14 protein-coding genes are annotated in these 14,410 nt (G+C 51.9%); 4 read left to right on the forward strand and 10 right to left on the reverse strand.

Going from position 1 to position 14,410, the window contains the following annotated elements:
* Positions 1-212: 212 nt before the first annotated feature.
* The 8 genes from potI to ACMGGR_RS14035 form a co-directional block, all read right to left on the reverse strand.
* Positions 213-1,058 carry a putrescine ABC transporter permease PotI gene (potI, locus tag ACMGGR_RS14000; protein WP_414147142.1) on the reverse strand — a complete coding sequence of 282 codons (846 nt, stop codon included), beginning with the start codon at positions 1,056-1,058 and terminating at the stop codon, positions 213-215.
* Positions 1,055-1,993: a putrescine ABC transporter permease PotH gene (gene potH / locus ACMGGR_RS14005; protein ID WP_246760505.1), complete on the reverse strand. Its 939-nt coding sequence runs from the start codon at positions 1,991-1,993 to the stop codon at positions 1,055-1,057. Before potH ends, potI begins: the two co-directional genes overlap by 4 nt.
* Before the next feature lie 11 nt (positions 1,994-2,004).
* Positions 2,005-3,138, reverse strand: coding sequence for a putrescine ABC transporter ATP-binding subunit PotG (potG, locus tag ACMGGR_RS14010; protein ID WP_414148967.1), 1,134 nt, complete (start codon positions 3,136-3,138; stop codon positions 2,005-2,007).
* 89 nt (positions 3,139-3,227) lie between these two features.
* Positions 3,228-4,337 (reverse strand): spermidine/putrescine ABC transporter substrate-binding protein PotF, encoded by a 1,110-nt coding sequence (gene potF, locus ACMGGR_RS14015; RefSeq protein WP_414147143.1) that lies wholly within the window; start codon positions 4,335-4,337, stop codon positions 3,228-3,230.
* 380 nt (positions 4,338-4,717) lie between these two features.
* A complete protein-coding gene (locus tag ACMGGR_RS14020; protein WP_246760503.1) occupies positions 4,718-5,197 on the reverse strand; it encodes a YbjN domain-containing protein in 480 nt (159 codons plus the stop codon).
* Positions 5,198-5,283: 86 nt separating this feature from the next.
* Positions 5,284-6,186 carry a 30S ribosomal protein S6--L-glutamate ligase gene (gene rimK / locus ACMGGR_RS14025; protein WP_414147144.1) on the reverse strand — a complete coding sequence of 301 codons (903 nt, stop codon included), beginning with the start codon at positions 6,184-6,186 and terminating at the stop codon, positions 5,284-5,286.
* Positions 6,187-6,207: 21 nt separating this feature from the next.
* Positions 6,208-6,930 carry an oxygen-insensitive NADPH nitroreductase gene (gene nfsA, locus ACMGGR_RS14030; protein ID WP_414147145.1) on the reverse strand — a complete coding sequence of 241 codons (723 nt, stop codon included), beginning with the start codon at positions 6,928-6,930 and terminating at the stop codon, positions 6,208-6,210.
* A complete protein-coding gene (locus tag ACMGGR_RS14035) occupies positions 6,914-7,198 on the reverse strand; it encodes a DUF1418 family protein (RefSeq protein ID WP_414147146.1) in 285 nt (94 codons plus the stop codon). The genes nfsA and ACMGGR_RS14035 overlap by 17 nt, the downstream gene beginning before the upstream one ends.
* 184 nt (positions 7,199-7,382) lie before the next feature.
* Between ACMGGR_RS14035 and ACMGGR_RS14040 the strand changes: the two genes are divergently transcribed.
* Positions 7,383-7,646 (forward strand): GrxA family glutaredoxin, encoded by a 264-nt coding sequence (locus tag ACMGGR_RS14040; protein ID WP_125288765.1) that lies wholly within the window; start codon positions 7,383-7,385, stop codon positions 7,644-7,646.
* A 386-nt stretch (positions 7,647-8,032) separates the two neighbouring features.
* On the opposite strand, the gene ybjM is transcribed toward ACMGGR_RS14040, so the two are convergent.
* Positions 8,033-8,401, reverse strand: a complete 369-nt coding sequence (gene ybjM, locus ACMGGR_RS14045; protein ID WP_246760499.1) for an inner membrane protein YbjM — start codon at positions 8,399-8,401, stop codon at positions 8,033-8,035.
* Positions 8,402-8,672: 271 nt separating this feature from the next.
* Between ybjM and ACMGGR_RS14050 the strand changes: the two genes are divergently transcribed.
* The 3 genes from ACMGGR_RS14050 (at position 8,673) to ACMGGR_RS14060 (ending at position 13,094) form a co-directional block, all read left to right on the forward strand.
* Complete coding sequence (locus tag ACMGGR_RS14050; protein ID WP_246760498.1) at positions 8,673-10,358, forward strand: aspartate:alanine antiporter; 1,686 nt, start codon at positions 8,673-8,675, stop codon at positions 10,356-10,358.
* 382 nt (positions 10,359-10,740) lie between these two features.
* The gene (gene ybjG, locus ACMGGR_RS14055) at positions 10,741-11,346 is read left to right on the forward strand and encodes an undecaprenyl-diphosphate phosphatase (RefSeq protein WP_414148968.1); all 606 of its coding nucleotides are present in this window, start codon (positions 10,741-10,743) and stop codon (positions 11,344-11,346) included.
* A 482-nt stretch (positions 11,347-11,828) separates the two neighbouring features.
* A complete protein-coding gene (locus tag ACMGGR_RS14060) occupies positions 11,829-13,094 on the forward strand; it encodes an HAAAP family serine/threonine permease (RefSeq protein WP_246760497.1) in 1,266 nt (421 codons plus the stop codon).
* Positions 13,095-13,166: 72 nt separating this feature from the next.
* On the opposite strand, the gene ACMGGR_RS14065 is transcribed toward ACMGGR_RS14060, so the two are convergent.
* Positions 13,167-14,330 (reverse strand): serine hydrolase, encoded by a 1,164-nt coding sequence (locus ACMGGR_RS14065; protein WP_414148969.1) that lies wholly within the window; start codon positions 14,328-14,330, stop codon positions 13,167-13,169.
* Between the last annotated feature and the right edge of the window lie 80 nt (positions 14,331-14,410).

The following is a 14,410-nucleotide window of genomic DNA, read 5'->3' on the forward strand; positions in this document are numbered from 1 at the left end:
TAAAGCCTGCTAAAGCTGCGCCGGAACGTCGCTGCCGCTCAAAGCCAGCAAGAGCCGGCGGAACACGGACAAATCATCCCTGCTGGCTCGTCTGGCGCATTCATGCGCCAGACGAGCCGTTTATCCAATCTGCTTGCAGTCAGGCAGTGACGTTGCTTTGAGAGTTACAGCATTTCTGCCGGACTTCTTCGCGCCTTAGCTTTTGAATAAACTTAATGCCCACCGCGCGCCCGCTGCGTATCGCGGATGCGCTGCTTTTCTTCATGCGCCATAAAGCGCCAGGCGATAAAGCCAACCAGCCCTACCACAAACAAAATCAGCGAAGCCAGCGCGTTGATTTCCGGATTCACGCCGCGACGCACGGTAGCAAAAATCTGCATCGGTAACGTCGTCGCGCCAGGTCCGGTAACAAAGCTGGCGATCACCAGGTCATCCAGCGACAGCGTAAAGGCCAGCAGCCAGCCGGTAACGATAGCGGGCGCAATCATAGGAACGGTTATCACAAAAAATACCTTCAGCGGCGTAGCGCCGAGGTCCATCGCGGCTTCTTCAATAGACCTGTCCAGCTCGCGCAGCCTGGAGTTAATCACCACCGCCACGTAAGCCGTACAGAAAGTCACGTGCGCCAGCCAGATAGTTAACATGCCGCGGTCGCCCGGCCAGCCGAAGGTGTTCCCCATCGCCACAAACAGCAGCAGCAGCGACAGGCCGGTAATGACGTCCGGCATAACCAGCGGTGCGGTCAGCATAAAAGCAAAACCGGTAGAGCCTTTAAAACGGCCGAAACGTACGATCACGACTGCCGCAACCGTCCCCAGAATGACCGCGGCCGTTGCCGCCAGCGCGGCGATACTCAGGCTCAACGTTACTGCACTAATCATCGCATCGTCATGAAACAGGACGTTGTACCAGTGCAGCGAGAAACTCTCCCACGCCGCCAGCTGCGAAGAGTTGAATGAATAAAACACCAGCAGCACCATCGGCGCATAGAGGAAAAAGAAGCAGACCAGCAAAATTGCGATGCGCCATGGCGAACGCACGGTTGGTAAGGCGCTCATGCTTTATTCCCCAGCTCTTTGTTCTGATGCTTATGGAACCAGATAATCGGCAGGATCAGAATCAACAAAATAATCACCGCCAGCGCCGAAGCGACCGGCCAGTCGCGGTTGTTAAAGAACTCCTGCCACAGCACGCGGCCAATCATAATGCTGTCCGGGCCGCCCAGCAGTTCCGGGATCACGTACTCGCCAACAGCCGGAATAAATACCAGCATCGAGCCTGCGATAATGCCCCCTTTGGTCAGCGGCACAATCACGCTGAAAAAAGTTTTCAGCGGACGCGCGCCCAGGTCCAGAGAAGCCTCCACCAGCGAATAATCAATCCGCGTCAGCGCGGTATAGATTGGCAGCACCATAAAGGGCAAATAGCAGTAAATAATGCCGATATAGACCGCCAGGTTAGTATAGAGGATCGCAACGGGATGATCGGTAATATGACTCCACATTAAAAAGCGATTCAAAATCCCGTTGTCATTTAAAATCCCCATCCACGCATAAACGCGCACTAAAAAGGATGTCCATGAAGGCAGGATCACCAGCAGCAGCAGAATATTGCGCGTAGAAGGCGAACTGTGCGCCACGGCCCAGGCCAGCGGATAGCCAATCACCAGACAGGCTATGGTCGAAATAGCCGCAACCTGAAGCGAATGCAGATAAGCATCGATATAGAGCGGATCGTCCGTTAGCGTCAGATAGTTGCCAAAATTAATTACCGTTGTCAGCTGACCATCTGCCCAGCTAACCAGATCCGTATAGGGCGGGATCGCACGGGCAATGTCGGCAAAGCTGATTTTCAATACGATCAGGAACGGCAGCAAAAATAGCAGGATAAACCACAGATAAGGCAGCGCGATAACGACCTTACGGCTTGACCGCAGCCTGTTCAGCCAGCCCGGACGCCTGGCGGCAGGTTTATTGACAGAGTGTTGCACCATAAAACCTCCCGCTACTGGGTCAGAACGACGCAGCTGTCCGCATCCCAGCAAAGACGTACTTCGTCTCCCCAGGTTGGCGCGCCTTTACGAAAGCGATAAGCATTTTGCAGCTGCGCGCTAATCATCTGGCCGCTGTGCAGACGCACGTGATAAATAGAGAGATCGCCCAGATAGGCAATATGCACCACTTCACCGACGGCAAAGTTACAGCCATCAGCAGGAACATTTTCGCTCAGCATTACCTTTTCCGGACGCAGCGCAACGTGTACCGGCACGCCATCCACAACCGAAGCATCAGAATCCACCTTCAACGGATGGATCAGGCCCGGACTGTCGATAACCAGGCCGTCGGGCTGGCGTTCACGCAGCATACCCTCAAAAAGATTAACGGAGCCGATAAATTCGGCGCTGTAGCGCGTGGTTGGGTGCTCGTAAATCTCTTCCGGCTCGCCAATCTGCACAAATTTCCCACGGTTCATAATGGCGATGCGGCCAGCCATCGTCATCGCTTCTTCCTGGTCGTGCGTAACCATTACGCAGGTTGCGCCGACGCGCTCCAGAATATCCACGACTTCAAGCTGCATGCGATCGCGCAGCTTTTTGTCCAGCGCGCCCATTGGTTCATCAAGCAGCAGCAGCTTGGGCCGTTTAGCCAGGCTGCGGGCCAGCGCCACGCGCTGACGTTGACCGCCGGAAAGCTGATGAGGTTTGCGCTTTGCATATTCCTGCATATGCACCAGCGTCAGCATCTCCGCTACGCGATCGGCAATCTCATTTTTTGGCAGTCGATCCTGCTTTAAACCAAAAGCGATATTCTGCTCTACGGTCATGTGCGGGAACAGCGCGTAGGACTGAAACATCATATTGATGGGGCGCTGGTACGGCGGCACGTGGGAAAGATCCTGGCCATCCAGCATAATTTGCCCGGAAGTGGGAGCCTCAAAGCCGGCCAACATACGCAGCAGCGTCGATTTACCACAGCCGGAAGCGCCCAGCAGCGCGAAAATCTCACCTTTATAAATGGTCAGATTGACGTCATCAACAGCGTGTTGTCCTTCGAAAGACTTGGTCAGATTGCGGATTTCCAGCAGCGGCGTTACGGCCTTGCTGACTTTTTTTTGCGGGCGAGAGATCGCGTCGTTCACTTCCATTACACTCCAACGCTGTAAAAGCGGGCATGCCATATAAGAAAACAGAGGCGGGGCGCCTCTGTTGTAATCAGTCCAGGCTTCAGTTACTTACCACTTTTAACTTTAGTCCATGCTCGCGTACGCACACGATCGAGTTTGGGATCCTGTACTTTCAGCACAAATAATTTAGCCATCGTTTCCGGCGTTGGGTAAATGCCCGGATTGTTACGAATATCCTCATTCACTAAAGGTACCGAGGCTTTGTTGCCGCTGGCGTAGAACACTTTATTCGAGATATTGGCCATCACCTGCGGCTCCAGCAGGTAGTTGAGGAACTGATAGGCCTCATCAAGATTTTTCGCGTCTTTTGGAATAGCCAGCATGTCGAAGAACGCCAGCGCGCCCTCTTTTGGAATGCTGTAGGCGATGTTCACGCCGTTTTTCGCCGCAATCGCGCGGTTCTTGGCCTGTAATACATCGCCAGCCCAGCCGATAGCCACGCAGGTATTGCCGTTGGCCAGATCGTTAATGTATTGCGAAGAGTGGAAATAACGAATGCTCGGACGCAGTTTGAGCAGCAGATCGGTTGCCGCGCCGGAGTAATCTTTTGCTTCGCTGCTGTTAGGATCTTTGCCCAAATAGTTAAGCACGGTAGCAAAGATTTCTTCAGGCGCGTCCAGGAAAGAGACGCCGCAGCTTTTCAGCTTTTCCAGGTTTTCTGGCTTCAGTACCAGATCCCAGCTGTTAACGGGCGCATCTTTGCCCAGCGCCGCTTTCACTTTATCAACGTTATAGCCGATGCCGGTGGTCGCCCACAGGTAAGGAATCGCATATTTGTTGCCGGGATCGTGCTGATCGACTTTTTTCAGCAGATCGGGATCGAGGTTTTTATAGTTTGGCAGCTTGCTTTTATCCAGCGGTTGAAACACGCCGGACTGCAGCTGGCGAGCCAGAAAGCTGGAAGATGGCACCACGATATCGTAGCCGGTGCTGCCCGCCATCAGCTTGCCTTCCAGCACTTCATTGGAGTCAAAAACGTCATAAATGACTTTGATACCGGTCTGCTTTTCAAAATCGGGAACGGTATTCGGTGCGATATAATCAGACCAGTTGTAGACGTGCAGCGTTTTGTCAGCCGCAAACGATCCGGCAGAAACCGCCATCACCACGCCAGCTACCATAGCTGACAACCATTTTTTACGCTGGTTGAACATATTTTCTATCCTCAAAAAAGATAATCACACCGAATACGGCCAGGCTGACGACGCGCTTCCTTAAAATAACGGATTAGGCATCGTACTGTTAAATAGAAAAAACCTATGCGACGCTGCATGATAAATACAGTTTCGCAAGGATAGTCCTGTAAGCAGGGCCAGGCCATAGCGGGATGCAAAAAACCCCATTTATCGATTTTTAGTCACGTTTACTCTTCATGCGAGCAATAAAGCGCCCGAAATGCCAGATAAAATTCGGGTTTTATGGCCTTATAGCAGCATAAAAGCGGGAGGAATAGCGGGAAAAAATGATGAAAATAGCGGCAAAAGGAAAAACAGAGAAGGCAGGGCCAGCTACAGGCCCTGAAACGCCGCGCGGTTTAATGCAGCATCGAGTGGGATGAGATTGTTTCGCTGCGGTCTTCTTCTTCGCCAGCAATCAGCAAATGGTTGGCGAAGGCCTCCATAACCACCATAGAGATCTGTTCTTCGCTTTGCTTCATAAAATGCACAAACTGGCCGTAGGTAAGCCCGGCCGTCACGCAGAACGACTGGCAAACAATCAGCTTGGGCAAATTATCATCCTGAATATCGACAAAAGCTTTCACGGTCAGCGAGCTGGCGTTGATCTGGGAAAGATCGCCCACCAGCGGGATCAGCGCCGTTGGCTTTACTTCTGCCAGCGCTGAAAACAAAATGACATTGTCTACCAGATCCAGTTTGGCATCGAACACCCCGTCGAAATTTTGCATATGCGGCAGGTGAAGCGCCTGGCAGGAGTCACACTCAAACCAGGTGATGCTTTGCTGATCCAGCCAACGTCGCAGAAGATCGATATCGGGAACGACGAGTGAATCCATGTAGTTGGTCTCTTACTGCCTTAAAATTGCGCCCTAGCTTACGTAAAAATGCTTTTAAACACCACGGCTGTGAGATAAATATCGCCTCAACCACCGGTTTTCAGACAGAAACCTGGACGCGCCTGCTGCTCCAGCCAGACGATCATCAGCCCGGCGATGTCGCAACCCGTGGCCTTTTCAATACCTTCCAGACCCGGCGAAGCATTAACCTCCATAACCAGCGGCCCGCGCTCTGCACGTAAAATATCTACGCCCGCGACGTCTAATCCCAACGTTGCCGCCGCGCGAATGGCGATTTCCCGTTCGCTGTCGGTAATTTGTACCTTATACGCCTTGCCGCCACGATGCAGGTTTGAGCGGAAGTCGCCTTCCCTGGCGTGACGCTCAATGGCGCCGACGACTTTACCGCCAATCACCAGGCAGCGAATATCTCTGCCCTGCGCTTCTTTAATAAACTCCTGCACCAGAATGTGGGCGTTCAGGCCGCGAAACGCATCAATCACGCTTTCTGCCGCCTGTCGCGTCTCCGCCAGCACCACGCCGATGCCCTGCGTACCTTCGACCAGCTTTACTACCAGCGGCGCGCCGCCCACCATTTTAATTAAATCGCTGGTATCGTCGGGTGAATGAGCGAATCCGGTAACGGGCATCGCTATGCCTTCACGAGCCAGCAGCTGCAGCGAGCGCAGCTTATCGCGGGCGCGAGTGATGGCGACAGATTCGTTCAGCGGGTAGCTGCCGCACACTTCAAACTGGCGTAGTACTGCCGTCCCGTAAAAAGTAATGGCCGGTCCAATGCGCGGGATTACCGCATCATAGTGCTCCAGCTGCCTGCCGCGATAATGAATAGCCGACGAGCCCGGATTGATATTCATATAGCAAGAAAGCGGATCGATAACCTCAACGCAGTGGCCGCGCGCACGCGCCGCAGCCAACAGCCGCTTGCAGGAGTAAAGCGAGCTGTCCCGGGAAAGTATCGCTATTTTCACCCGATATCTCCGAAAGGATGCCTAACGCGTGGCCCAGCCCTGCTTGTGCAGATAGTCCAGCATAAATGGACGGCTTTCTCTGATGATGGTTTTCTGGATATGTTCACTCCAGCTCTCCTGCCGCGCGTTGCTGTTACGGGTCAGATAATATTCCTCATGCTGTCTGTCATAGGCAGCCAGTACATCCGGTGCAATCGGCTGGTAACGGTTTTCATGCACCAGCATCGCAGCGGGCATCCGCGGCTTAAGCTGAGGCGTTTGCGCCGGCCAGCCCAGGCACATCCCAAACAGCGGCAGAACAAATTTAGGCAGGCCTAGCAGTTCGGTGACTTCCTCAATACCGTTACGTATACCGCCAATATAGACGCCACCCAGTCCGAGCGATTCTGCGGCAATCATCGCGTTTTGCGCCATCAGCGAGGTATCAACGCAGCCCAGCAGCAGCTGTTCTGCCAGGCCCAGCTGCGCCTCAGGGCAAATTTGCAGATGGCGATTGAAATCCGCGCAAAACACCCAAAACTCGGCGGCCTGGCTCACATACTTCTGCCCACCGCTCAGCTCGGCCAGCTTCGCACGTGTTGCTTTGTCGGTGACGCGAATAATAGAAGAACATTGTAAAAAGCTGGAGCTGGAAGCCGACTGCGCAGCGGCGATAATTGCTTCGCGCTCGGCATCGCCGACGGGCTGGTCAGTAAAGGTTCGAATAGATCGGTGCGAGCAAAGTAGCTCAATGGTCGGCGTCATGCTTCTCTCCTGGTAAGGGTTTATGGCCCGAATGAAACAACTCTGGCGCCATCGCTTTTGCCGTACGCCACATTATCACTACGGCGGCTGGCAGCATCAGCAGGACGCCGACGAGTAATACTATCGTGGCGGCGCCAGGGCCAGAAAAAGATGCGGGCAAGGGTAGCATCTGATGAAGCACGAAGTAAGAGAGCAACAGCATTATTCCTCCCAGCGCTTCCATCAGCACTACCGCTCTGGGCATCCGGCTCAATGTAAAGTTGCGCATACCGCTTCCTTTGTTAAAGGACGATGACGCTTAAGCGTATCCGTTTTGTTATATATAGATGAAACGAATCGAACTGACAGGCAAATCCTTCTTTCTTTCAACAAAAGAAGTGGGCATCATAGACGCCATTACATGATAAATTGTGATGTACATCACATAAAATCCGGCCTTTGAGGAGAAACCTATGTTTGCTGTAATTTTTGGACGTCCTGGCTGTCCTTATTGTGTCCGCGCTAAAGAACTGGCTGAAAAGCTGACCGAAGAGCGTGAAGATTTTAACTTCCGCTATGTGGATATTCACGCTGAAGGCATCACCAAAGCGGATCTGGAAAAAACCGTAGGCAAGCCTGTTGAAACCGTGCCGCAGATTTTCCTCGACCAGACCCACATTGGCGGCTGCACCGATTTTGAAGCCTATGCAAAAGAAAACCTGGGCCTGTTCCAGTAAGTCTGTTTGCAACACACTGTTTGTTGCATAAAAAAGAGGGCCTGTTGGCCCTCTTTTTTTATGCTCTGACCACATGCCAGCTCTTATCGCATTGCCCGTCTTAAGCAGGCTAATGCCGGAACAGCATCAGCTATGCATATGCTACAACGGCAGCAGCTATACGTACGCCACAACGGCATCAGCTATGTGTATGCTACAACGGCATCAGCTATGCATATGCTACAACGGCATCAGCTATGCGTACGCCCCAACGGTATCAGCTATGCGTATGCCACAACGGCATCAGCTATATGCACGCCACAACGGCATCAGCTATGTGTACGCCACAACGGCATCAGCTATGCGTATGCCACAACGGCATTAAATAAGCTTGTGCCGGAACAGCATCAGGTATGCTCGTGCCAGAACAGCGTTCGACAAAGCATGACGCCCAGCGCGCCTGAACCACACCAGAATACAGCGCTGGTATCAAACGCCAGCTCCTGTAAAAAGCAGCAGTGGTGCAGCGAAAAGTAATGCAAAATGCCGAAACAAAACAGCGCGCCTGGTATAGCGCCGAACAACGCCACCGTAAGCGGATGATCTTTCGTCGTCAGCGCGGCGATAGCACCCGGTAGCGTGAACATCAGCAGGCCTGGCTGCGCTTTTGCCCATGGCGAGCCGTTAATCACCATGCCATAACGTACGGCTAAAAATACAATGCTGTAGAGAACAAAACTAAGCGCTACGCTTGTCCAGGACATACCCTTAAACATAATAGGATCTTCTCTCGGTAATTGATGTGATCACCTGGCCTGATGAACTCCGACCGATCTTCCCCGTTATCGATTAACAAAAAGCCGTATTTGCGACGGCTTTTACTGGCTGAAAAAGCGTGAAGCGATTAAAATGACGACCGTTTTATCTGGTCCTGGCTGTAATTCGCGGATAATCCTGAATGTTGCCGCTGCTCTGCTGGCAGTGCCATAAATTTAGCGCAAAAAATCCTTTAATTCAACACGTTACTCGTAAACAAGAAGTTAAACCGTGAATATAAACGTCGCAGATTTGTTAAGTGGAAATGACATTCTGTTATTATTTGTCGTATTAGCGCTGGGGCTATGCCTGGGCAAATTACGCCTGGGTTCTGTTCAACTGGGTAATTCCATTGGTGTTTTGGTAGTTTCATTACTGCTTGGCCAACAGCATTTCAATATTAATCCCAACGCGCTTAATCTTGGCTTTATGTTATTTATTTTTTGCGTCGGCGTGGAAGCCGGGCCTAATTTCTTCTCCATATTCTTTCGCGACGGTAAAAATTATCTGATGCTGGCGCTGGTGATGGTGCTGAGCGCCATGCTTATCGCGCTGGGTTTAGGCAAGCTCCTTGGCTGGGATATCGGCCTGACGGCGGGCATGCTGGCTGGCTCAATGACCTCTACGCCGGTTCTGGTTGGCGCAGGCGATACGTTACGGCACAGCTTGTCGGATGCCGCAACGTTAAGACAGGCCCAAAATAACCTTAGCCTCGGCTACGCGTTAACTTACCTGATTGGTCTGGTCAGCCTGATTTTCGGCGCGCGCTATTTGCCTAAGTTACAGCACCAGGATCTGCCTACCAGCGCTCAGCAAATTGCCCGCGAGCGCGGGCTGGATGCGGAGCAGCGCAAAGTCTACCTGCCGGTTATTCGTGCTTACCGCGTCGGGCCTGAGCTGGTCGCCTGGATCGACGGCAAAAATCTCCGCGAGCTGGGTATCTATCGCCAGACCGGCTGCTATATAGAACGCATTCGCCGCAACGGGATTCTGGCAAACCCGGATGGCGACGCGGTTTTACAACAGGGCGATGAAATTGCCCTCGTCGGCTACCCGGACGCTCACTCTCGTCTCGATCCCAGCTTCCGTAACGGAAAAGAAGTTTTCGATCGCGATCTGCTGGATATGCGCATTATCACCGAAGAGATCGTGGTAAAAAACAACAATGCGGTAAATAAGCGCCTCAGCCAGCTGAAGCTAACGGACCACGGCTGTTTTCTGAATCGGGTTATCCGTAGCCAGATTGAGATGCCAATTGATGACAACATTATTCTGAATAAAGGTGATGTTTTACAGATCAGCGGCGACGCCCGACGCGTTAAATCCGTTGCCGATCGCATCGGTTTTATCTCCATTCATAGCCAGGTTAGCGATCTGCTGGCGTTTTGCGCCTTCTTTATTATCGGCCTGATGGTCGGCATGATCACTTTCCAGTTCAGTCGCTTTAGCGTCAGTATCGGTAATGCCGCCGGGCTATTATTTTCCGGCATTATGCTGGGCTTTTTACGCGCCAACCATCCAACCTTTGGCTATATTCCACAGGGCGCTTTAACCATGGTTAAAGAGTTTGGCCTGATGGTGTTTATGGCAGGCGTCGGTTTAAGCGCGGGCAGCGGCCTGTCGCATAATATGGGCGATACCGGTCTGCTGATGTTGGCAGCCGGGCTGGTGGTGAGCCTGCTGCCGGTGATCATCAGCTTTATTTTTGGCGCCTGGGTATTAAAAATGAACCGTGCGCTGCTTTTCGGCGCCATCATGGGTGCCCGAACCTGCGCACCGGCCATGGAAATTATCAGCGACACGGCCCGCAGTAATATTCCCGCGCTGGGTTATGCCGGAACCTATGCCATCGCTAACGTTTTGCTGACCTTAGCCGGTACATTTATCGTGCTGATCTGGCCTGTTTTAGGTGGGTAAAATAATTTCTGATTTCAGGCGAACTTTTATATCGGGCTGAAGTCTTAATTAATGCCACTGCTTTTCTTTGAAATCCCCAGATTGTGGAGCCCGTTAATCCTGTGATTGACGGGTTTTTTTCTTTCTGCACGGCCAAAATCCTCTGTCATCAATTCTTAACAAAGCCACAACCACCTGCCTGATTAAGAACGAGACTATTTATCTTTCGCCTGACCGCTTCTACTCTATCCGGCTGATATCTATGGGGCGTTTATAAAACAGGCAGGCTATCTGCCCCCGCCTGCCACTATGACGTTCTTTATTTGCTGATGCCGGACTGGCTTAGCGGTTTTCATTTTCAGATACGCCGCGTATCTGCTGAACATGACGAGGAAAAAACATGCTGGAAGAGCTGAACCGGACGCTGTTTCTCTGGATTAACGCTACCCCTGATACACCGTCCTGGCTGATTTCGCTGGCAACCTTAGTCGCTCGTGATTTAATTGCCGTCGTGCCCGTGCTGATTGTCGCATTGTGGTTATGGGGACAGAAAAACCAGCTCCATTCACAGCGCAAACTGGTCTTAAAAACAGCCATGGCGCTTGCAGTGGCGCTGATTACCTCCTGGCTGATTGGTCGTGCCTGGCCGCATCCGCGGCCTTTTGTAGTAGGTATTGGCCATCAGTTCATGGCGCATGACGCAACCGAATCCTACCCCAGTAATCACGGCACCATTATTTTTACCTTTGCTATCGCCTTTCTTTGCTGGCATCGCGTCTGGTCGGGCGTGTTGCTACTGGTCGCCGGACTGCTGATTGCCTGGTCGCGCGTTTTCCTGGGCGTACACTGGCCGATGGATATGTTAGGCGGCTTGCTGCTGGGTATGCTCTCTTGCCTGTGCGCACAGGTTGCGTGGCAATTTTGTGGACGACGCTTATTGCAGAATATTTCCTCAGTCTATCGCTTTCTGTTCGCCTTTCCTATTCGTAAGGGTTGGATACGTGAATAATATTCCTGATATTGAGGATAATAAGCGCTTTGTCGCTGGCGATTAAACCAACGTTAGCTTATTGCGCAACGGTACAGAATAATAAAGACTTTTTATTCTTCCGTTGCGCAACTGAACAAAACCAATACGCCGATATACGCAATATATTGATTTAAAAGCATTTTAAATTTAACGCCTCTCTTCCTGAGCATTATTTAACCAAACGATAAACGCCAAAATATGGTTCTTTGAACTGCCATAAGCGGTCTCTTATAGAACATCTCTCTGCCATTAAAACCAGCTTCAGCTTAACACTCTAAAAAATCACACCTGAATATTGTGAGATGATTATCAACCGCAGCATTTTCCCCTTCCTTCTTGCGTTCCAAATGGTAGAGTGTCGCTCGCCTCAGCCAGAGTAGTTAATTAAACAACGTCCGACAGAAAAGCAGATGTTTGCTTTTGCGTTTTTTAATTCACTATTTTTAACCGGGAGATCGTCAATGGAATCAACTAAAACAGCCGGGGTAGCGACCAGTACGCTCTCAGACTGGCGTAAAAGCGACACCATGTGGATGCTGGGCCTGTACGGCACGGCAATCGGCGCTGGCGTACTGTTTCTGCCCATCAACGCCGGGATTGGCGGGCTTATCCCGCTGGTTATCATGGCGCTGCTGGCTTTTCCAATGACGTTCTTCGCCCATCGCGGCCTGTGTCGCTTTGTTCTTTCCGGCCGCGGCGATAAAGATATTACCGGCGTAGTAGAAGAGCATTTCGGTACGGGCGCCGGTAGCCTGCTTACGCTGCTCTACTTTTTTGCCATCTACCCTATTCTGCTGGTCTACAGCGTGGCCATTACCAATACGGTTGAAAGCTTTGTCACCCATCAGCTGCACCTGAACGCGCCGCCAAGAGCGCTGCTGTCGCTGATTCTGATCCTTGGCTTAATGACCATCGTCCGTTTTGGCAAAGAGCTTATCGTTAAAACCATGAGCGTGCTGGTTTATCCCTTTGTCATCGTATTGATGGCGCTGGCGCTTTTTTTGATTCCGCACTGGAACAGCGCTCTGTTCCATCACGTCAGCGTTAGCAGCGGTAAAGGCTTGTGGATGACGCTGTGGCTGGCGATCCCCGTTATGGTCTTCTCGTTCAACCACTCGCCGATTATCTCCGCGTTTGCGGTTGCAAAACGTCAGGAATATGGTGAGGGTGCCGAAGAGAAATGTTCACGCATTCTGGCCCGCAGCCATTTAATGATGGTGATTACGGTGATGTTTTTTGTGTTCAGCTGCGTGCTGAGCCTGTCGCCGGAAAACCTGGCGGAAGCGAAAGAGCAAAACATCTCTATTCTCTCCTATCTTGCTAACCATTTTGACACGCCGCTGATGGCCTGGCTGGCCCCGGTGATTGCTATGGTTGCCATTACCAAATCTTTCCTGGGCCACTATCTTGGCGCACGGGAAGGATTTAACGGCCTGATAGTGAAATTTATGGGTAAGAACAAGGCCCCGGCGGAGCATAAACTTAACCGGATAACAGCGGTATTTATGTTTTTCACCACCTGGTTTGTGGCCACAAAGAATCCAAGCATCCTGGGGCTGATTGAAACGCTGGGCGGGCCGGTTATTGCCGTGCTGCTGTTTTTGATGCCGATGTATGCCATCAATAAAGTGCCGGCTATGCGTCAGTACAGCGGCAAAATCAGTAACGTATTTGTTGTGCTGCTGGGCCTGATCGCTATTTCCGCTATCGCTTACGACCTGGTATAAATCGTGCCGTTCAGGGTTAGCCTGCGCTGGCCCTGAACGTTTTCATCTCTTTCAGCCATCTGCCTCAGGCCCTCAGGAAAACCACTTGCTGAACCAGCCGTTCAGCTTCATCAATATAAAATCTCCGATTCGACTGAAAAAACTGCCCTCTTTTACTTCATCCATTACCACCAGCGGCCGCTGCTCAATAGTCTTGCCGTTGAGCTGAAAATCGATCGTACCCACAGCCTGATTTTTGGCCAGCGGCGCGGTAAGCTGCGGCTCACTTAATACAAAACTCGCCTTGAGATTTTTTAGTTCGCCTTTAGGCAACGTTAAGGCTGCGTCTTTCGCGACGCCCAGATTGACCTCTTTACGATCGCCATACCAGACGCGCTGGGTAGCAAAAGGCTTACCGGCCTTAATGGGCGTCACGGTTTCATAAAAGCGGAAGCCCCAGGTCAGCAGCTTTTCACTTTCCCGAAAGCGAATGGCGTCCGTTGCCGCGCCCAGTACTACCGAGATTAAACGCTGATCCCCCTCCGTTGCCGAAGCAACGAGGTTGTTGCCCGCACCGGCCGTGTGGCCGGTTTTGATGCCGTCTACGTTCAGATTGGTGCTCCATAGCAGACGGTTGCGGTTATGCTGTTTAATGCGGTTGAAGGTGAACTCTTTCTCCTTGTGCAGCGCATATTCTGCGGGTACATCGCGAATTAACGCCTGGCCAAGCAGCGCCATATCGCGTGCGGTACTGTACTGACCGTCGGAATCCAGTCCGTGCACGGTTTTAAAATGGGTGTTGTTCAGGCCCAGCGCCCTGACGTAGCCGTTCATTAACCCGACAAAAGAGTCCTGACTGCCAGCAACATAATCGGCCAGGGCAATGCTGGCATCGTTACCTGACTGGATAACAATACCTTTGTTCAGTTCGGATACGGGAATACGGTCGCCGGGCTTCAGGAACATTAGCGATGATCCTTTCAGCAGCGGATTGCCCGTAGCCCAGGCATCTTTGCCGACGGTGACCAAATCGTCATCATGAATTTTTCCCGCTTTTATCGCCTGACCGATGACATAGCTGGCCATGATTTTCGTCAGGCTGGCCGGATCGTGACGGCTGTCGGCATTAAATTCGGTCAGCACTTTTCCGCTGTGATAATCCATCAGTATCCAGGCTTTGGCCTCAATCTGCGGCGGCGCGGGCGGCTCTGCTGCCTGGCTGTAGGGGAGTGATACCAGGCAGAGGACGGGAAGCATGACGGTGCCGATAACGGCAGAAAAGCGCGAATTATTCATGGCGGGAACAGGATATCCTTATGAAAGATAAAAAATTTATC

The organism is Erwinia sp. BNK-24-b (assembly GCF_047456155.1).
GTDB classification, from domain to species: domain Bacteria; phylum Pseudomonadota; class Gammaproteobacteria; order Enterobacterales; family Enterobacteriaceae; genus Erwinia; species Erwinia phyllosphaerae.